We start from the raw sequence: 19,634 nt of genomic DNA, 5'->3' as shown, positions 1-19,634 counted from the left end.
ACTTCAACATATTAAACCCTTTTAAACCCGCTTGATTACAAAATTGGCGCAACAATTTTTTATACCACAACCAAAGCTTATCTCTAACAGTCGGGGTCCACTCCTTATTGCAAACTGCAGGCGAAAACGCTTTTGAGTTACTTGTTAAGCCCATTCGAAGGCTAATTGAACAGAAGGGATTCCAAAAACCCACCGAACCCCAAGAAAAAGTCATCCCCAAAATCCTTGACGGCAAAAACGTGCTGTTGATTTCGCCAACTGCCACGGGCAAAACCGAATCCGCCTTCCTACCCATCCTCAGCATGCTTCTGCAGCAACCAAAAACCCCCGGCATAAAAGTCCTCTACATCACACCCCTTCGGGCATTAAACAGGGATTTACTTGAACGACTACAATGGTGGTGCAACAACCTCGACATTAAACTAGCAGTACGTCACGGCGACACCGAAACCAAAGAACGCACCCGCCAATCGCAATGCCCACCCGACATCCTCATAACCACCCCCGAAACCTTGCAAGCTATACTCTCAGGGTGGGTGCTTCGGCAGCATCTGCAAGCCCTAAAATGGGTAGTCATTGACGAAGTCCACGAATTAGCGGACAACAAACGGGGCAGTCAACTCTCCTTAGCACTGGAACGCATAAGAGGCTTGATTGGACGGGATTTTCAGATGGTCGGGTTATCCGCAACAGTGGGTAGCCCTGAAAACGTGGCGCGATTCCTCGTCGGCGAAAAACGAATCGTTGAAACGGTGCGTGTTTCAGTTGCCAAGATGGTGAAGCTCCAAGTCATCTACCCCAAACCCACCGAACAAGACGCACAGTTTGCCTCCAAAATCTACACGCACCCCGAAGTCGCCGCCCGCCTCCGCATAATCCGCGACTACATGAACAAACGAAAATCCGTCCTACTATTCACCAACACTCGTTCCATCTCTGAGGTTTTGGCGTCACGCTTCAAAGTCTGGGACGTCGACTTCCCCATCTCCATCCACCACGGCTCACTGGCAAAAACATCTCGCCTCGCCGCAGAAACAGGACTCAAAAAAGGTGCACTAAAAGGCTTGATTGCCACGAGCAGCCTCGAACTAGGCATTGACGTAGGCAGCATAGACCTCGTCATCCAATACATGAGTCCACGGCAAGTTTCGAGGCTTATCCAACGCGTGGGTAGAGCAGGACACACCTACGGTTACCTTTCAGAGGGGTTAATTATTGGCATGGACTCCGACGACACCCTAGAAGCGTTGGTAATTGCCCGAAGAGCATTAAACGAGCAATTGGAGCCGCTGGAAATTCCCGATAAACCCTACGATGTATTGGCACATCAAATCGCGGGGTTACTGCTTAAAAATCGTCGCTTAACTTTTAGTGAAATCCTCGACATTTGCAAGAATGCGGCGCCCTTTGCAGACCTCAACATCGCTGATGTAGAGAAAATCATCAAATACATGCATCAACGGTTCCCGCGGTTGGCGTGGGCGTCGTTTGAGGACCAAGTGGTACTGCGACCTCAACGTACCAAAGCGTTGTTTGAGTATTATTTTGATAATCTGTCGATGATTCCTGTTGAGAAACAGTTTCTCGTTATTGACCAAACCGCAGACGCCTCGATAGGGGTGCTTGATGAGGCGTTTATGGCGGAATACGGTAAACCTGGAACCAAATTCATCATCCGCGGTAGCCCTTGGCAAATCATACATACCACTGAAGACAAAGTTTATGTGCGCCCCGTCGAGGACCCAACCGGCAGTATACCTAGTTGGATCGGTGAAGAAATACCCGTGCCCTACGAGGTGGCGCAGGACCTTGCGGAAATCCGCGGCTTTGTCGAAGCAGAAAATCAACGTGGCGCCAGCGCCCAAGAAATCAGCGCCAAACTTGCAGAGAAGTATCCTGCAGATGCTGAGACTATTTTGCGGGCTTTGACCGAGACGCTTGAGCAGGTGCATAGCGGTTTCCCTGTGCCTACGCCTGAGCGTATCGTGATTGAGGAGTGGGGCGAGTTTGTAATCATTCATTCTAATTTTGGCTCAAACATTAACCGTGCCTTTGCTCAGTTGTTGGGACAGGTGCTTTCTGACATTCTGGGTCGTGGCATCGTGGTTCAGCATGACCCCTACCGCGTGTTTGTTCAAACCATGGGCGCCATGACGGCTGAGCGTCTCAAGGAGGTTGTAGGTGAAATAAAAATAATGAGCGAACAAGCCATACGAAGTACACTTACGACGTCCACTGTGAAGACGGGGTTGTTTAAGCGTCGGGTTATTCAGGTAGCGCGGCGGTTTGGGGCTCTTAAAAAGTGGGCAGACTTTAGTAGCATCAGTATTCAGAAGTTGATTTCAAGTTTTGAGGGGACACCCATCTATGAGGAGGGGCTTAAGGAGGTTTATAGCAAAGACCTCGACGCTGACGGTTTAGTTATGGTTCTGGGAAGGCTCAAAGATGGATTAACACGGTTACAGTTAATAGACCTAGGCGGTAATGTGAGCCCTGTGGCGCGTGTGGGCTTAGAGCGGGTTAGCATGAAAACCGATTTGATTCCACCCGAACAAATGCGGGCAGTGTTGGTGGAGTCGGCAAAAGCGCGCTTGCTAAACGAGACAGGCAACTTTGTTTGCACCAACTGCTGGGATTACATGGAAATGATACGCATAAAGGACCTTCCGGACAAGCCCCAATGTCCCCACTGTGGCTCTCATGCCATTGGCATACTAAAAGTGGAGGAGGAAAAAGCTTTGCCACTATTGGAAAAGAAGGGCGAACACTTAGCCAAGCGTGAAGAAAAAATGCAGACGCACGCAAAAGCGACGGCGGAGTTAGTTGAGAAGTATGGAAAAGCGGCTGCGGTTGTTTTGAGTGCACGGCGGGTTTACGTGGCAGAGGCTGCGGCGGTTTTGGAGAAGGAACCCAAGCTTTCAGACAAATTCTACGAGCTTGTTTTGGAAGCGGAACGCAAAGCACTAAGCAAACGTTTCAAATAACGGGCTTCTTTTTTGAAAACAACGGTTTAGGACAAATAACAGCAACTTTTTAAGTCAAGAACTTCTTACTTTTGGTTATCTGCTTGTTATGTCAATAGGAGAATGAAGCGTGGAAATTAGCCGAAAGAACTTGCGCACTGAAGTTTTGGAACGCATCAAATACGTCAAAACCTGTGTTATGGCGCGTGAACTATGTTTGCTGGTACGCACTAACAGAGCTGTTTTAGAACCGCAAGATGTAGAAGAGATTTGCCAATACATTTCAAAGTTATGCAGAGAAGAAGGTTGCCAAGAACCCAGCGATTTGTGCAGCAAAGCAGCAGAGGCAATCGGCAGTGGAGATGAAGCGAAATATCTAGAGTTGTGCGCTCAGAGCTGCGTTAAATGCGGCGAAGCCCGCAGGCCAAGACAACCCAAGAATGACGACGCGTATGTTGCATAACAAGGGGTAGAACCATTATGTTTAGAGGAGGAAACGGGATGTTTATTGCTCCTTTTGTCCCAAGCCCCAATAGTGTAGTAGAGTACATGTTGAAATTGGCTAATTTGAAGGCAGGCGAAGTCCTTTTTGATATGGGTTCAGGAGATGGCAGAACCGTGATTATGGCAGCGAAAACCTTTGGGGCACGCGGTGTCGGCATCGAATTACGTGAGGACCTTGCTAAAAAGGCGTTAAGCAACATCCATGAGAATGGGCTTGAAGATCGCGTGACAATCGTGAATGGTGACATGTTTAGTGTGAATTTGTCATCTGCAGATGTTGTTTACCTGTATTTGACTACAAGTGCTAATGAGAAAATCAGGCCAAAACTCGAAAGTGACCTAAAAAAGGGCGCGCGGGTGGTTTCTCATGACTACGAGATTGTGGGTTGGCGTCCCCAAAAAATCGAGAATTTCTGCGAAAACCCCCAATTAGGTTACCCTTCACACACGATTTATCTTTATCATAAACCATAGGTTTTTTATGGGTGCCTCGAAAGGTTTTAATCTATTGCTTCTTGATGCCTCCAAAAAGGGGAGCTAAAGTTGCAGTTTGTACCTTGGCAAAACATCGCTGATTGGCACTGCAAAGCCTGCGGTTACTGCTGTAAACTCTACAGCGTCGTGTTAGGCTTCACGGAATGGCTCAACCTTACCAAAAGCTTTGGCTCCGAGACTACCGTGGCTGGCTTAAACCGTTTCTATATTAAACGGGGCAGCGATGGTTCTTGTGCTTTTCTTTGCAACAACGCGCGTAATTATTTTTGTGGCTTGCAGAATATGAAGCCGGAAGCCTGTAAAATCTGGCCGTTTAAGGTGTTGGCAGAACCCAAATATGGCGAAGAAAAATTGGCTGCGTTTGATTACCGCGGAGCTCGGCTCTACATTTATGGAGACAACATGTGTAGTGGGTTGCGGTATGGGACGCCAAGTTGGGAGTTTCGTTACAATACGGTACCGGAGTTTGCGGAGTTAGCGTTGGGTGTTCGAGAGGTGCAGTATAAAACTACGCGGAATAATGCTGTTCGCGGTGCAGGAGTTTTTGTTGGGTTTGGGGACAGGTAGCGTTACCTTTGGTATGCTTTAGGAGTACGTACATTTTTTTAATTTTTAACATAACTGCCAAAATGTGAGCCAAGTTTCACGTTTTCTCGACTTTTTTGAGCACTTTCCAAAATTAACCAAGCATTTAAACCAACAATTGTTGAGCAATGATACATATTCGCAGAAAATAATGTTTAAATCAAAAATTTTACGCCTACTTTTATCAGGTATTAAAATGCAATCAAATAAAACGTTAACGATATTCGTTATTAGCTTATTAGTGCTCTCTTCGGCCGCGGGCTTGTTTAAAGTGGAGCCTGCAGCCGCAGTAAATACTATGAACGGCACAATAGTGTTTCACGAAACAGGTTTAGCGTCTGGCACAAGCTGGACAGTAAACATTCAAGGAACAAATCATACAGTAACCTCAACCTATTATTCCACGTCCTGGCTGAGAGATTTACCTTGTCCTTGGACAGTCTACGTACCAGCAGGATACACGACAACATCAACACTAAGCGGCACCGCATACGTAAGCGCAATGCAGACCAGAGACATCTACGTTGATTTCACGGCTTCAGCACCGCCAGCATATGATGTTGTCTTCACTGAATCAGGCTTACCCGAAGGCACCTTCTGGACAGTTACCTTAAACGGCACAACAACAGGCAGCATAACCCCAACCAACGTGTTTGAAGACATACCAAACGGCGTCTATGACTACGTCATCGATGTTCCCACAGGCTATGACGCGTCAGTGACGTCTGGAACCATAACCGTTGATGGGGCAAACGCGTATCAATCTGTAGCGTTTGTGGCTCAACAGGGCACTTGGTGGATGATGGGAAACGGCTTAGGCCATACCGGGTACTCATCGTCAATGGGGCCGCTAACAAGCAACTTGCTATGGTCCAAGAACACTTGGGACCTTGAAGGATTGCGCAGCACATTTCTCACGTCACCTGTAATAGCTAATGGAGTTCTCTATTTTGGGGGATCATCCACCATATTTGCTCTAAATCCAGCTAACGGCAGCCTGATTAGAACTTATTCGTTAGGTTCCTCATGGATTTCCTCTTCATCCGCATCTCCCGCAATAGTAAATGACATCTTGTATGTCGGCACAGGAGACGGCAAGGTCATAGCGCTAAACGTCACTTCAGGAGACACCATCTGGAACTACACAACTGGATCAGGCATATCGAGTTCTCCAGCAATAACGAACGGCGTACTCTATGTGGGTTCAGTTGACGATAACCTCTATGCTTTGAATGCAACCACAGGTACTCTACTTTGGTCGTTTACCACCGGTGGAAATGTTAATTCTTCACCGGCGGTTTCAAAAGGACTGGTCTTTTTTGGTTCTGAAGATGGGAAACTCTATGCGCTTAACGCTCAGACAGGCGTTCAAGTTTGGAACTATTCAGCAACAGGTAACTATAATAACGCAGCACCTTGCGTTGAAAACGGTATAGTTTATGCATCCATATACTCTAGCTCGACGAGTGGTAGTGTCTTTGCCCTAAATGCCACAACAGGCCAAGAGATTTGGACGGTTAGCAAGACAGCTTATTGTCCAGTTACTGTTGCTAACGGCATTGCATATTTTACCGCAACTAATGATGGATACAGTTACGCTTTAAACGCTACAACAGGTGCCCAGATATGGACATATCAAACCAATGCATATAGAATGGCACCAATGGTTGCATATGATGTGGTCTATTTTCAAGGCTCCTCCACACTGCAGGCCTTAAATGCGACAACTGGCGAAGCAATCTGGAATTATAACATTCGCAATTACATGAGTTATGGCTCACCCATAATTGCAAACGGAATCATCTATACAGTTTCAGCCGACATAATGAGGTACAGCAGCATTTACGCATTTGGAACGCTAGATCAACACTCTTTGACCATGACAACCGAAGGAAACGGCACAGTACAGCCCGGCAACCAAACTTATTACGCAGGAACCAACGTAGATTTGGTTGCTATTCCCGATGCAGGATGGAGCTTTAGCGGTTGGAGTGGAGACGCCTCTGGCGAAAGCAACACAACCCTAACCATGGACAGCAACAAAACCGTTACTGCGACTTTCACCCAAGATAACTATACGCTGACGATGACAACAATCGGTGAAGGCTCCGTGTTGCCCGGTAACCAATCCTACCTTTCAGGGACATCAGTGGATATTCAAGCCATAAACGGCACGGGTTGGGCTTTTAGCGGTTGGAGCGGAGATTCAACAGACTCTACTAACACAACGATACGTATGGATTCTAACAAAACTGTCACTGCAACGTTTGTCAGAGACAGCTACAATTTAACCGCCCAAGTATACATTAGCGGAGACCTCCAAAGCACCAGAGTATGGACATATTCTGTTAACTCTGAAAAGAACTTGACCGCTGAATATCTGGGGTTACCTGCATCTTTAACGCTTGAACACTGGGACCTTAACGGAGCAATCGGCTACAACAGTTCAGTAACCGTCATAATGAACCAAGACTACACAATCAAAGCCTACGCAATCCCAACAACCTTCCAGCTAATCCTTAGCAGTGTTAACGGAACAACCACACCTGAAAACGGAACCACGACATACACGTATGGCGATATAGCCAACGTTACCGCGACCCCCAACGCTGGATACAGCTTCTCATACTGGCTACTGGATGGCGAAGTTAACTCAACCGACAGCACCTTCCAACTTCAAATGCTAGCAAACCACACATTATCCGCGGTGTTCAACCAAAACAGCTACACCCTAACCATACACACTGTTGGTCAAGGCACTGTTCTTCCAGGCAACCGCACCTACGTGTACGGTGAGGAAGTGGATCTGCAAGCGATTAACATGCAAGACTGGAGATTTAGCGGCTGGAGCGGAGACGCATCTGGAACATCGAACACCAGCATAACCATGAACGCAAACAAAACGGTAACAGCAACCTTCACCCCGAACAACTTTACCTTAACCATTATCACCATTGGACAGGGAACAGTGGAAGGCGGCAACAGGACATATACTTATGGAACCAACGTTACCCTAACCGCCCAAGACGGAGTAGGCTGGACATTTAAGGAATGGACAGGTGACCTTTCAGGTTCAGAAAACATCGGTTACATACTGATAGATGGCAACAAAACAGTCACTGCAACGTTCACCCAAAACGTCTACTACATAGATTTTGATGTAGTTGGCAACGGCACGGTTATCCGAAACGCAACTGGAGCGTACCTTTATGGTCAAACAGTTAACTTCACAGCAGTTCCTGATGCAGGCTGGAGCTTTACCGAATGGCGAGGAGCAAAATTCCACAGCACAGACAATCCATTAATCATGACAATTGATAGCAACAGAACCATAACTGTAACTTTCACACAGGACACATACACCTTAACAGTCATTACCTCAGGCAACGGCACTGTTTCCCCCGGCAACAGCAGCTACCTTTCAGGCACAATCGTTAACCTCACCGCTATAGCCGACCAAGGATGGACCTTTAGCGGTTGGGGAGGCGCAGCTTCAGGCACAACAAACACCACCCTAACCCTGACAGGCAACCTAACAGTCACCGCAACCTTCACCCAAGACAACTATCTCCTGACGATAATCACTACTGGTCAGGGCAGCGTAACCAATGCCAACGCAACTTTCCTCTCAGGCACCACTGTTGACCTCTCCGCTACAGGCAGTACAGGCTGGCACTTTGTTAACTGGACTGGTAATCTGTCTGGTTCAACAAACCCAACTAGTATTCTGCTGGATGGCAACAAAACCGTAATCGCCACCTTCGAGAGAGACGTTTGCATCTTAACTATGAAAACCGATGGCGAGGGCAGTGTGCTTCCCGGCAACGCTACTTACTACTACGGCGACTCTGTTGATCTTAAAGCCATAGCTAACGAGGGCTGGAGTTTTGCTAACTGGACAGGCAGCGCATCTGGCACCACCAACACCACCCTAACCATGACGGGCAACTTCACGGTCATTGCAACCTTCACCCACAACAGCCATAGCCTAACCATGACAACCGTCGGTCAAGGATCAGTCACACCCGGCAACCAAACCTACCTCTATGGAACAGATGTCGACTTGGAAGCTATCGCAGCTTCTGGCTGGGCTTTCAACGGCTGGAGCGGAGACGCATCTGGAGAAGCCACGACCAGTATAACCATAAGCAGAAACATGACTGTAACAGCCAACTTCGTGCGCCTATACAACTTGGGAGTTACAGTCTACCTTGACGGCGAACAATTAAGCTACAAAGATTATGATTGCAAAGACGGAACACGACGAGAAACCAACTTTGAGAGCGCTTTGCCGCCTGAGTGGACCTTTGACCACCTAGTAATCGATGGCGAAATCCAAACTGGGACTTCCTACTCAATATTGATGAATCAAAACCACACATTAGACATATACATCACCACCACACAGGTACAACTCAACATAATCGATGCATTAGGCGGAGCAACCAACCCAGCATACGGCAACTACACCTATGACTACGGCACAGAACTCAACATAACAGCAACTCCAAGACCAGGCTACCTATTGGCTAATTGGACAATCGGCACCACAACAAACACCAATCAAACCCTAACGTTGACTTTGACCGAAAACATGACCATCACACCCGTATTCGCCATAGACCCCAACTATGTCTTCAACGTAACTTTCACCCAAACAGGATTACCCTCAGGAACCAACTGGAGCGTCACCCTAAACGGACAAACCATCACCTCTACAAATGAAACCATAACCTTTGAAGTCCATATGGGCGATTACAATTACACAATCACGCTACCCGACGGCTTCACCTCAGTTGTACCACTTTCAGGAACATTCTCCACCGAAGTAGAAACAGCCGAAATCGAAATTGAAACGGAGTACGTATTCATCTTCTACATACCCATCATAAGATTGGCAAACGAAGCCACCCAAACTACAGACACCTCAACTCCAACAGAAACACCAACCCCAACATTAACTCCGACGCCAACACCAACAGTAACACCAACTCCCACCACTCAACCAACCACAACACCAACACAACAACAAACCCAAACCAACAGCTTAGTATTGCCCTTAGTAGTCGCCATAATCATCTTGGGCATTGTGCTCTATGGGCTCTACACACGACGAGGCAAGTTAACTCCTGCAAACTAAATGCAGGGGATAACCATCTCTTTTATTTTTTTAATTTTGAAATTAGTTTAGATTCCTATTTGGCTCAAAACATAGGTTACTATTATTGTACTGCACAAAACTATGCAGATAGGTGAGGCTGCTTTTCGGGAAAAAATTGTGTCGTAATAGCAGGCGAATTCTCTTTGCAGTGAACGTAGGCACATCTTGGCAAGTGCAAAATCCATTAAGCCTTCCTTCTCCAAGCCAAAATGATTGAAAGCTGCTTATAAGCTTCATTCCTAAAACAAAAAGCCATTCCCGCAGGTCCAACTTCTTTTTAGGATTAAGTTCTTTAGGAACGCATCCTCTTAACCCAACAATCCACTATACTGAGGAAATACTATGGCTAAACCCAAAGTCGGCGTTTCAACCCTCTACTTACTTGGCGAACCCTTCAACCGCATGGTCAAACACCTAGACAGCTTGGGCACCCAAACCGTCGAAATCCTCGACGACGGAACCCATGACCTTAACAAAGCCCGCGTAACCCAACTCCGAGAAGCCGCCAAATCCTATGAACTCCAATACTCCATCCACGCGCCATTCGCCGACGTAAACATCGGTTCCCCCAACAAAACCATGCTCAACGCATCCTTAAAACGCCTCAAAGTATCCCTTCAAAACGCCGCAGCCATCGACGCCAAAATCTGGGTCTTCCACCCCGGACAAAAAACGGGAATCGGTCAATTTTACCCAGACGCAGACTTCAAAGTCACCTGCCAAAGCATCAAAGAACTCTACGCAGAAGCAGAAAACCTAGGCGTAAACATGGCTTTGGAGAATCTTCCCGGAAAATACTGGTTCTTGATGAGCACCCCCGAAGAGTACATGCGCCTGTACCGTGAAACCAACCTCCCCATAGGCATAACCCTAGACATTGGCCACGCCCACCTCGAAAAACAAATTCAGCCCTTCTTCAACCTGCTAGCCGACAAAATCATCCACATCCACGCCAGCGACAACCACGGCGACAACGACGAACACAACGGCATCGGCTACGGAACCATAGACTACGACTGGTTCGCCGAAACCCTGCACAAAATCAGCTATGACAAATTCGTAATCATCGAATCCACCAACCACGTACCTGAGAGCATCCAAAAACTCAAACAGCTACTTGGGTAGGGGCAACTCTAACTCCAAAAAGTCCTCAGCAAGAATCGTGTTGGGAAAGATTTTTTTCGCCTGCTCCAACAACAAAGACGCATCAGAGTACCGTGCGCTGATGTGAAAAAGCACCAACTGCTGTGCATCTGCAGCTTTAGCCTGCGCCGCTGCTTGACTAGGCGTCGAATGCCCATCAACACCTGCTTTATCCACAAGGGAATCGTCGAAGGTGCAGTCATGAATCACCAAATCCGCTCCATGCGCAAACGCTGCAAAGGCTTCGTAGGGTTTGGTGTCGCCTGTGTAAACGATTTTTCTACCAGTCCGTGGCGGACCCATAACGTCGGAGGGTTTCACAACTTTGCCTTCTGAAAGCTTAATTTCCTCGCCGCCCTGCAGCCTGCCCCACAACTCGCCCGCTGGCACTCCAAGGGCAGTGGCTTTTTTGGGATAAAATTTGCCGGGACGCGGTTTCTCCTCAAAGGCGTAGGCGTAGCCGTCGATGGAGTGGTTGGATTTTTGGGCTACAACAAGGTATTCTTTATGGTCGCAAACGACACCTTCCGAGAGTATGGTGTAGATTTCTACAGGGTAGGTTAAGCCAAAGTTAAGCGTACTTTTGGTGGAGAGCAGATATTCTTTGAGACCGACAGGGCCATAGATTTGGACTGGTTCTTTGCGGTCCATAAGCGCCATCGTCTGCAGCAGCCCAGGCAAACCCAAAACATGGTCACCGTGCAGATGGGTGATGAAGATTTTCATTTTTCGGTGAAAACTAACTTTTGCTGCGAGCATTTGTCGCTGGACGTTTTCTCCACAGTCGAACATCCACTGGTCTTTGGGGCACACCACTACAAAAGAGGGCAAACTGCGTTTTAGAGTAGGCACGGCACCGCCAGTCCCCAAAAACACCACACGCATACTCATCAGTTTTGCACCTTTTCGAATACTGCAATCTCCCGCGTCAACGTCGCATGGACATAGGCAAAGTGGGATTCCACATGCCGAAAGCCCAACTCTTCGCCGAGCCGCGTTATATTCAATGTTTTAGGGGAAGCTATACAAATCCGTTGCCCCATCCCCAGCAAGCCATGCGCCACAGCCAAAACGTCCATGACCAGCTGCATAGTTGTTGACTTCAAAGTGCTCGAAGAACGCCCATAGGGTGGGTCAGTGACTACAGCATCCACTTTAGTTAGGGGAATTTTGCGGGAATCACCCCAAATCAGCCCCTCCGCCGAGATACCGAAATGTGCAAGGTTCTTTTTGGTGCCCACAACCATCCGCTTCTGCGCATCCACCCCCACCGCGCGGCAACCGATGAAAGTCGCCTCAATTAGCGAGGTACCAGTGCCGCAGAATGGGTCCAGTAACACTGATTCGGCTTTGGCATGTGTGAGGTTTACCATGCATCGGGCCATCTTTGAGGGCATCGCTGAGGGGTGAAAGAATGGTTTTTTACGTGGACGCCGTTCGCTGAAGGTTTTGCTGGTGATGTCGGTGAGTTTGAGTCCTAAAATCAGCTTTTCGCTGGTGATTATTCCGAGGAAAGTTTTGTCGGCGCTTTTGAGGTCCACTTTGGCATCAGGTACTTTGCCTAAAATCAGTTTCCCCAACTGACCTTCCAGCGTCATAGTGTTGAGTTCGGTGTCGGCGTAATTTTTTATGCGGTTGATGCGCACCACAAAGCTTTCGCCTGCCTTGAGTACTGCGCCGAAATCGGTTTCTGCTACGGCTTGGGTTATGGCGTCCATGTTGGCGTCGGATAGGAAGAGTTCTTGTGCGCAGACCCGCGTGTAAGCCGAACGGAGCTGCACGACTTTTACGCTGTCGAATGCGGATTCTAAGCGAAGAACTTGGTCCAATTCCTGCGGGTCAGTGTAGCCGTAGCCTTCGGCTTCCAAAATCGCCTTGACCTCAGCTGCAGGCAGCGTCTGGTTCTCGCCTGAGAGTAAAAAGAAGAGTTTGGGCACTAAACTGCGCCTTTGAGAGCTTCACTAAGCAGCGGCGCCAAAGAAACCTTACTCACCGAGCCAGGTACGCTGTCGGTGCCAATGATTTCCTCTACGCCCGCGTCGAGGATGCGTTTTTCAGCGTCGCCTATTAGGAGCCCGTGGACGCAGCCGCAGTAGACATGTTTGGCGCCTTTTTCGCGGAGGATTTTTGCTGCCCCAACGATGGTGCCGCCGGTGCTGATGATGTCGTCAAGGATAATAACTGTCTGTCCCGCCACGTTGAGTCCTTCGGCGGTTTGCACGGTTTGACCAGTATAGCGGTCGCGGGTTTTGTTAAGGTGACCTGCATCGCCGCCCAGCACTGCCTGCGCTTGCTGCGCGATGTACATGGCGCCTTTGTCGGGTGAGAGTGCGAATGCGCCTTTGCAGCCTTTCTCGACGAAGTATTTGGCGATGAGGGGGATGGCGCTGACGGTTCGGGCGGGGAAGGGGAACGTGGCGAGGGAGGCTTCGGAGTGAATGTTGACTGTGAGGAGGTCATCTACGCCTGCGGCTTTGAGCATGCGTGAGATGGTTTCGATGCTTATGCCCTCGCCTGAGAGGAACATTTTGTCCTGCCTTGCATACGCAAGGTAGGGTACGATTGCGGTGACTTTTTTGGCGCCAGCGCGATGCGCAGCGTCAGCAAGGAAAGATAATTGGAATAGTCTGCCGTCCTGCATTGGTGGGCAGGTGGTTTGGATGATTGCGACTTCTTCGCCTGCTACGTCTCCTTCGATGCGGACGTAGGATTCGCCGTCAGGGAAAATCTTGGCGGAGACGGATATGTTTGGGATGCCGGTTTGGGCTGATACGGCTTCTGCGAGGGGTTTGGATGATGGACCTGAGATAATCTTCATTCTGCTTCCTCTGCTTTGTAGAAATGCACGTTTAGGTTTTAAGGCTTACCTAAGCTCAAACCAAAAAAAGGGTCACCGCCTTGAATTGTCGATAAAGCTTGATAAAACCCAAATATAACTAGCCCTTAGTGCAAACCATGAAAACGGCACACGTACTAAGGGATATGCAAAAAGCCTTCAAAGACGCCGACGACGCCTTCCACCAAGGCAACTACGAAGGCTCCGTTGAATGCTACAACAAAGCCCTGCAACTTTGCCAGTCCCTTCCCTCCGACACAGAATTTGACAAAGCCCGTTTTGAAGCCTCTTGCTACGCGGGCTTATCAGGAGCGTACGGGCGCTGGGGGAAGCATTTGGAGGGGTTTGCAGCCGCCAACAAAGCCTTAATCTTCTATGACCAACACGGCGAAAGTTGCCCTGCGGATACGGGTAGATGGTTGATGGCGCAGGTGAATCAGGGCACCGCGTTGGCGGCACTTGGATGTTTTGACCAAGCGATTGAGGCTCTTTTGCGTGCGAAAGAAATCTTCGTCAACAAGGGGCTCGATACCGCGGAAAATAAGCAGTGGCTGGAAATGGTTGACGGCAACGTCGCCGCCATAACTGCGCATCTAAAAGAATTGCAGCGGTAGGTTAGGCTTTTAGGGTTGAAGGCAATGGTAATCTTCAGTTAACGAGAATGTGAAGCTGTTATGGATACTTGGCGTTATCTTCCGCTCCAAACCCAAAGTGCCGCATGGAACATGGCAATTGACGAAGCAATTTTGAATGCCCGAATCGCCGACGAAGTCCCGAATACGTTGCGGTTTTATCGCTGGCAACCAAGTGCGGTGAGTGTGGGCAGAAATCAGAACCCCGCAGAGTGGGTCTACCTCGAAAGGGCAGCGCAACTTGGGGTGGATGTGGTGCGGCGCATAAGCGGCGGCGGAACCGTCTACCACGACTACGAAGGCGAAGTCACCTACAGCGTCATCGCCAAAACCGCCGATTTAGGCAGCGACATCCCAGCCGTTTACGTCAAAATCTACGGCGCCATAACCGACGCCCTCCGCCTTTTGGGGGTTCCAGCCGATTTTAGTAGCGGCGACGCAAAGAACTGTCCCAACCTTACCGTGGCGGGCAAAAAAATATCGGGGAGCAGCCAAATCGTCAGCCGCGGCGTGGTACTCCAACACGGCACCGTCCTTGTCAACGTGGATTTGCCCCGCATGTTCGAGCTCCTCCAACTCAGGGGCGCGAGCTGCATGCAAGCCGCCGACATCGCCAAACAAAAAATCACCAGCATCCAAACCGAGCTGGGGCACAAAATCAGCCCCAACACCGTCGCCAACGCGCTTGCTCAAGGCTTCAAAGCCACCCTAAAAATCCAGTTGCAAGAGGGCGAACTAACAGCCTCCGAAAAAGAAACCGCAGAAAGACTCTACAAAGAAAAATACTCAACACAAGAGTGAAAATTGAGCGGCAAAACCTAAGCCCTGCAAAGCCTCTTTTTAGGGGGCATTGATTGCTTAATTTCTTGTTAAATCTAAGGCGAACCCCACATGTCACCACATGCATAATCGAGGTTTTCTATGTATTCTTGTGAAGAAAAACGCTGCTAACACATCATGACAGACGCAGAAAAACATTGCAAATCCAAAAAGCAGCCACCCACACAACCAGTCTTGTGGCACCGCAGAAACCGCGACACCCACATAAAGAAAAAATCAAGAAGAGAGGAAACTTAGGCTTACTCTTTGTGCCATCGGATACCCTGCGCCGTATCCTCAAGCACGATACCCATGGCTTTGAGTTGGGCGCGGATAGCGTCGGCTTCCTTCCAGTTTTTTGCTTTCCGCGCGGCTTCACGCTTCTGAACCAAAGCATCAATCTCGCTGGGCAATGCCTCTGCGGCTTCTACCTTGCCGATAACGCCTAACACATCGTCAAGTTGCATCATTTTGCCGCCGACGTCGGCTGCTTCTGCTTTGCTGACCATGCCTGCGTCGAGTAGGCTGTTGATTTCTCGGACAAAATCGAACAGTGATGAGAGTGCTATTGAGACGTTGAGGTCGTCGTCCATAGCGTCGCCGAAGCAAGAGTCGAGTTTTTGGGTTAAGGCTGCGACTTTGCCGTCGCTGTCTTTGCCGTCGGCTTCATGGAGTCGCCGCACAAAGTTTCGTAACCGCTCTACTGCGCTTTTTGCTGCGTCTAAGCCTTCGAAGGTGAAGTTGAATTGTTGCCGATAATGCGTCGACATCAACAGGTAGCGTATTGCAATTGGGTCGTAGCCTTTTGCGAGGAGGTCGCGGAGTGTGTAGAAGTTGCCGAGGCGTTTGCTCATTTTTTTGCCTTCGACTTGGAGGTGCTCGTTGTGCATCCAGATGTCGACGAATTTTTTGCCTGTGGCAGCTTCAGATTGGGCGATTTCGTTTTCGTGATGGGGGAACATGTTGTCGACGCCGCCGCAGTGAATATCAAAGGTTTCACCCAGATACTTCATGCTCATGGCGGAGCATTCAATGTGCCATCCGGGGCGTCCCTTGCCCAGTTCAGTTTCCCAATGGACGTCGCCGTCTTCGGGGGTCCATGCTTTCCAAAGGGCGAAGTCTTGGGCTTCTTCTTTGCAGTATTCGTCTTGGCAGACTCGGGCGCCTGCTTTGAGTTCGTCCACTTTGAGGTGAGATAGTTTCCCGTATGGGGGGAATTTGTAGACTGAGAAGTAAATTGAGCCGTCTTCGCCTCGATATGCAATGCCCTTTGCGAGGAGGGTTTTGATTATGGTGACCATTTCAGGGATGTGGTCGGTTGCGCGGGGATAGACATCGGCGGGTTCCACGTTTAGGGCTTTAATGTCTTCAAAGAAGGCTTTGACGTAGAAATCTGTGAATTGCCGCAGGGGGATACCTTGTTTTTGGCTGCCTTTGATGGTTTTGTCGTCGATGTCGGTGAGGTTCATGACGTGTAGGACTTTGTAGCCGCGGTATTGGAGCCATCGTTTGAAGAGGTCTTCAAAGAGGAAAGCGCGGAAGTTGCCGATGTGGGCGTAATCGTAGACTGTTGGTCCGCAGGTGTAGATTTTGACTTTTCCCGCTTCGAGGGGGTGAAAGGGTTCTTTTTGGCGGGTTAGGGTGTTAAAAAGGCAAATGTTAGTTTGGGTATTGGTCACTTTCTCAGCCGAAACAACTACGGAGCCGAAATTATATAAGCATTCACCAGCGCCAAGCCCAAGCTGGCAAAGCTGTTACGCAAAAAATAGTCAACCTGCCATAGTGTTCTGTTTAACGTAGCAAAATCTAAATGCAAACGCCGCCACTATCCTGAAGAGGAAACAAGCAACCGTGGATAAATTTAGAGCACTCACAGTCACTCTGGTAGCCATATTAATCGCATCTTTATCTGCAAACATTTACCTTACTACCCAAAACATAGCGCCAAACAGCGCGGATGCCACCAGAGTCGACATGACTGCCACATTATCAAAAGCACAAACAAGCATATCCACCGAACTAAACAGGATTGGAGAGAGTTTGGTTTATGCTTCGGAGCAGCTATCCTTGGTTGGAATTGTGGGTGACCAAGCGGATTCGATTCTTGGCGCGTTGGCAGCTAACAGTTCTTTCATTATTAACGCTGCAACCGAAAACTTGGATAACGTAATCGTGGCGGTTGAACCCTCAAATTGGAGCAGCATTGAAAGCAGAAACGTGGGCGAACAAACCTACCTCAACCCAAACCCCTACGGACCAATAGCCCCCGTTATGACGCCAGTAATTCCCTTGCAATCAGGCATGATGGGCAACGCGATAGCAGCCCCAGTTTTTAACAGCGACAAAGAATTAATCGGCGTTGTCAGCGTGATTTTTGACCCCCTAACCCTGATACAAAACTCAATTTCAATTGCTGTCGCGGATAAACCCTATGAAATAATCGGAATGCAAACGGATGGCTTGATGGTTTACGATTCCGACCCTGCCCAGCAATGGAAAAACATGTTCACGGACCCTGCATATGCCGATTACACTTCGCTACTGGCACTTGGGCACAGAGTTGCAGATGCACCCTCGGGATATGGCAAGTACACCTTCACCCTCAACGGCTCCACAACACCTGCAGAGAAAGAATGCTACTGGACAACCGTAGACGCCTATGGACAAGAGTGGCGGCTGGTAGTGATTCATACACTAAGTTAAGGTAGCCTAGTTGTAGTTTAAAAAAGGGAGGGGGTACCCCTCAGAGGTACCGAGAAGCAAAAAAACCAATCAACCAACAATTCGTCGAAAAACCTCCCGACCACCCTTAAGGGTACTCACAACCTGAATGTCCTTGATAGCCAGTGGATTCACCTTAAGCGGATTCTGATCCAAAATCACCAAATCAGCCAACTTCCCCGCCCTAAGCGAACCCTTGCTATCCTCCTCAAAACACATGAACGCACTACCAAGGGTGATAGCCTGCAAAGCCTCAAAGGCAGTGACACGTTCATCGGGACCAAGCACCCTACCGCTACGGGTCAAACGATTAACCGCAGACCAAACCACAAACAACTGATTCAGCGGCGTCACCGTAAAGTCAGTGTGGTTAGCCACTCGGATGCCCAGTTTTATGGCGGAATGCATTGGGCTGATAAATGAGGCGCGCTCCGCCCCCAAATTTTTTAGATGCACATCGCCCCAATAGTAAGTGTGATTGGTGAAAAAGGAAGCAAACAGCCCATACCGCAAGTAGGCATCCAATTGTTCAGGGCGCATAATCTGGGAGTGCACAATAACGGTGCGGCGATCAACGGTTTGGTCAGGTAAGTGTTGGATTGCGTACTGGTGGCCTGCAATCATCATGTCGATAGACGCGTCGCCGTTGCAGTGAGAGTAAACTTGGATTTTGCGTTTGTAACATTTCAAGAACAGGTCGTTGACGTGGTCTTGGGTCAGGTCGGGGGCGCCGCAGCAGTTTTCTTTGCAGCCCGGCACAGGGGTCAGGTAGGGTTGGCTAAGATACGCCGTTTTGCCCTGAGGAGAACCATCTACAACAAGCTTCAATCCCGCATATCGCAGCCCATGACGGTAAACCCCCCACGGGATTGTGTCGAGCTTTTTTTCGGCAAACGGCTGAAAAACCAAACCCACCAAATCCAAAAAAAGCTGCCCACGCTCAGCAGCGTACTCGGCAACTTCCATCTGCTCAGAAGTCATCGCCCCCTCCTGAGCTGTGGTGATGCCGTGGCTTGCATAATACGCTTGCGCCCTCTGAAGCTTCTGTGCAGCCACCTCGACGGGTTCCCGCGCCGTAATCTTATCCGAAAAGAACACCTGCGCTGCAGCCTCCTCAAACAACCCCTCTGGCTCCTGCGTACCCGGCTTACGCACAATGACGCCTCCGGGCGGATCTTTGGTTTGGGCTGTTACCTTTTTGGCAGCCATGGCAGCTGAGTTGGCGACAACCATGTGCAGGGAGGTATGTATCAAAAGCACGGGATTAGTGGGAAAAGCGGAATCGAGGTCGACGGCGGTCGGATGCCGATGTTCCACGAGCAAGTCGGGGTCGTAGCCCCAGCCAATCACCCAATCACCGTCGCCAAGTTTTAGCTCCTCCTTTTTGGCTTTGAGGGCGCGTATGATATCGGGGATATTTTGGGTAGACCCTACGGGAGGGGGGTTGAGGTCAGCGAAGTCCAGAGTCGCCACGAAGAGAAATATGTGGCTGTGTCCATCCACAAACCCTGGCAAAAGCGTTTTGCCCTCCAAATCAACCATCCGGGTTGCGTCGCCATGTGTTTTTTCGACATCGGACTTGGAACCGAGAAGAAGAATTTTGCCCTCCCTCACCGCGAGTGCCTCTACATAGGTGGGGGATTCGCCTTCCATGGTCAGGATGTCTCCGCCGAAGTAGATACTGTCCGCTAACTCGGTAGATGTTGGAATGATTTCTGCTGTTTCAACCATTACGGTCCCAGCTAATACAAAAAATGTCAAGCTAGGGACGATTC

Annotated in this window: 15 protein-coding genes; 9 read left to right on the top strand and 6 right to left on the bottom strand. The window is 49.2% G+C overall.

The window, feature by feature from the left end; all coding sequences use genetic code 11:
* The first annotated feature begins 107 nt into the window (after window positions 1–107).
* From NWE92_04520 to NWE92_04500, 5 genes are all read left to right on the top strand, one after another.
* Window positions 108–2,984, top strand: coding sequence for a DEAD/DEAH box helicase (locus NWE92_04520; protein MCW4028894.1), 2,877 nt, complete (start codon window positions 108–110; stop codon window positions 2,982–2,984).
* Window positions 2,985–3,093: 109 nt separating this feature from the next.
* Window positions 3,094–3,426 (top strand): hypothetical protein, encoded by a 333-nt coding sequence (locus NWE92_04515; protein ID MCW4028893.1) that lies wholly within the window; start codon window positions 3,094–3,096, stop codon window positions 3,424–3,426.
* Window positions 3,427–3,464: 38 nt separating this feature from the next.
* Window positions 3,465–3,941: a class I SAM-dependent methyltransferase gene (locus tag NWE92_04510; GenBank protein ID MCW4028892.1), complete on the top strand. Its 477-nt coding sequence runs from the start codon at window positions 3,465–3,467 to the stop codon at window positions 3,939–3,941.
* A gap of 69 nt (window positions 3,942–4,010) precedes the next feature.
* Window positions 4,011–4,529, top strand: a complete 519-nt coding sequence (locus NWE92_04505; protein MCW4028891.1) for a YkgJ family cysteine cluster protein — start codon at window positions 4,011–4,013, stop codon at window positions 4,527–4,529.
* Window positions 4,530–4,743: 214 nt separating this feature from the next.
* Window positions 4,744–9,687, top strand: a complete 4,944-nt coding sequence (locus NWE92_04500; GenBank protein ID MCW4028890.1) for a PQQ-binding-like beta-propeller repeat protein — start codon at window positions 4,744–4,746, stop codon at window positions 9,685–9,687.
* Between the two features lie 47 nt (window positions 9,688–9,734).
* On the opposite strand, the gene NWE92_04495 is transcribed toward NWE92_04500, so the two are convergent.
* Window positions 9,735–9,893, bottom strand: coding sequence for a hypothetical protein (locus NWE92_04495; protein MCW4028889.1), 159 nt, complete (start codon window positions 9,891–9,893; stop codon window positions 9,735–9,737).
* A gap of 157 nt (window positions 9,894–10,050) precedes the next feature.
* On the opposite strand from NWE92_04495, the gene NWE92_04490 reads away from it, so the two are divergent.
* Window positions 10,051–10,833, top strand: a complete 783-nt coding sequence (locus tag NWE92_04490; protein MCW4028888.1) for a sugar phosphate isomerase/epimerase — start codon at window positions 10,051–10,053, stop codon at window positions 10,831–10,833.
* Here the strand turns inward: NWE92_04490 and rnz are convergent.
* The 3 genes from rnz to NWE92_04475 are packed head-to-tail and all read right to left on the bottom strand — an operon-like array spanning window position 10,822 to window position 13,669.
* On the bottom strand, window positions 10,822–11,742 hold the full coding sequence (gene rnz / locus NWE92_04485; protein MCW4028887.1) for a ribonuclease Z: 921 nt from the start codon (window positions 11,740–11,742) through the stop codon (window positions 10,822–10,824). The genes NWE92_04490 and rnz overlap by 12 nt on opposite strands.
* Entirely contained in the window at window positions 11,742–12,788 is a 1,047-nt protein-coding gene (locus NWE92_04480) for a DNA methyltransferase (protein ID MCW4028886.1), read from the bottom strand. The genes rnz and NWE92_04480 overlap by 1 nt, the downstream gene beginning before the upstream one ends.
* Entirely contained in the window at window positions 12,788–13,669 is an 882-nt protein-coding gene (locus NWE92_04475; GenBank protein ID MCW4028885.1) for a ribose-phosphate pyrophosphokinase, read from the bottom strand. The genes NWE92_04480 and NWE92_04475 overlap by 1 nt, the downstream gene beginning before the upstream one ends.
* A gap of 137 nt (window positions 13,670–13,806) precedes the next feature.
* Between NWE92_04475 and NWE92_04470 the strand changes: the two genes are divergently transcribed.
* Both NWE92_04470 and NWE92_04465 read left to right on the top strand, forming a co-directional pair.
* Entirely contained in the window at window positions 13,807–14,301 is a 495-nt protein-coding gene (locus NWE92_04470) for a tetratricopeptide repeat protein (protein MCW4028884.1), read from the top strand.
* Window positions 14,302–14,361: 60 nt separating this feature from the next.
* Window positions 14,362–15,120 (top strand): lipoate--protein ligase family protein, encoded by a 759-nt coding sequence (locus tag NWE92_04465; protein MCW4028883.1) that lies wholly within the window; start codon window positions 14,362–14,364, stop codon window positions 15,118–15,120.
* 278 nt (window positions 15,121–15,398) lie between these two features.
* On the opposite strand, the gene cysS is transcribed toward NWE92_04465, so the two are convergent.
* A complete protein-coding gene (cysS, locus tag NWE92_04460; GenBank protein ID MCW4028882.1) occupies window positions 15,399–16,817 on the bottom strand; it encodes a cysteine--tRNA ligase in 1,419 nt (472 codons plus the stop codon).
* 172 nt (window positions 16,818–16,989) lie between these two features.
* On the opposite strand from cysS, the gene NWE92_04455 reads away from it, so the two are divergent.
* The gene (locus NWE92_04455) at window positions 16,990–17,841 is read left to right on the top strand and encodes a hypothetical protein (protein ID MCW4028881.1); all 852 of its coding nucleotides are present in this window, start codon (window positions 16,990–16,992) and stop codon (window positions 17,839–17,841) included.
* A gap of 69 nt (window positions 17,842–17,910) precedes the next feature.
* Here NWE92_04455 and NWE92_04450 read toward each other — a convergent pair whose 3' ends face one another.
* Complete coding sequence (locus NWE92_04450) at window positions 17,911–19,590, bottom strand: amidohydrolase (GenBank protein ID MCW4028880.1); 1,680 nt, start codon at window positions 19,588–19,590, stop codon at window positions 17,911–17,913.
* Between the last annotated feature and the right edge of the window lie 44 nt (window positions 19,591–19,634).

The sequence above is a fragment of the Candidatus Bathyarchaeota archaeon genome, assembly GCA_026014745.1.
Classification (GTDB): domain Archaea; phylum Thermoproteota; class Bathyarchaeia; order Bathyarchaeales; family Bathycorpusculaceae; genus Bathycorpusculum.
This window is presented reverse-complemented; position numbering and strand designations above follow the sequence as displayed.

Coding starts and splice junctions, on each gene's coding strand:
- NWE92_04510 (MCW4028892.1), top strand. CDS start 3,465: ATGTTTATTGCTCCTTTTGTCCCAAGCCCCAATAGTGTAGTAGAGTAC.
- NWE92_04500 (MCW4028890.1), top strand. CDS start 4,744: ATGCAATCAAATAAAACGTTAACGATATTCGTTATTAGCTTATTAGTG.
- NWE92_04495 (MCW4028889.1), bottom strand. CDS start 9,893: ATGGATTTTGCACTTGCCAAGATGTGCCTACGTTCACTGCAAAGAGAA.
- NWE92_04490 (MCW4028888.1), top strand. CDS start 10,051: ATGGCTAAACCCAAAGTCGGCGTTTCAACCCTCTACTTACTTGGCGAA.
- rnz (MCW4028887.1), bottom strand. CDS start 11,742: ATGAGTATGCGTGTGGTGTTTTTGGGGACTGGCGGTGCCGTGCCTACT.
- NWE92_04475 (MCW4028885.1), bottom strand. CDS start 13,669: ATGAAGATTATCTCAGGTCCATCATCCAAACCCCTCGCAGAAGCCGTA.
- NWE92_04470 (MCW4028884.1), top strand. CDS start 13,807: ATGAAAACGGCACACGTACTAAGGGATATGCAAAAAGCCTTCAAAGAC.
- NWE92_04465 (MCW4028883.1), top strand. CDS start 14,362: ATGGATACTTGGCGTTATCTTCCGCTCCAAACCCAAAGTGCCGCATGG.
- NWE92_04450 (MCW4028880.1), bottom strand. CDS start 19,590: ATGGTTGAAACAGCAGAAATCATTCCAACATCTACCGAGTTAGCGGAC.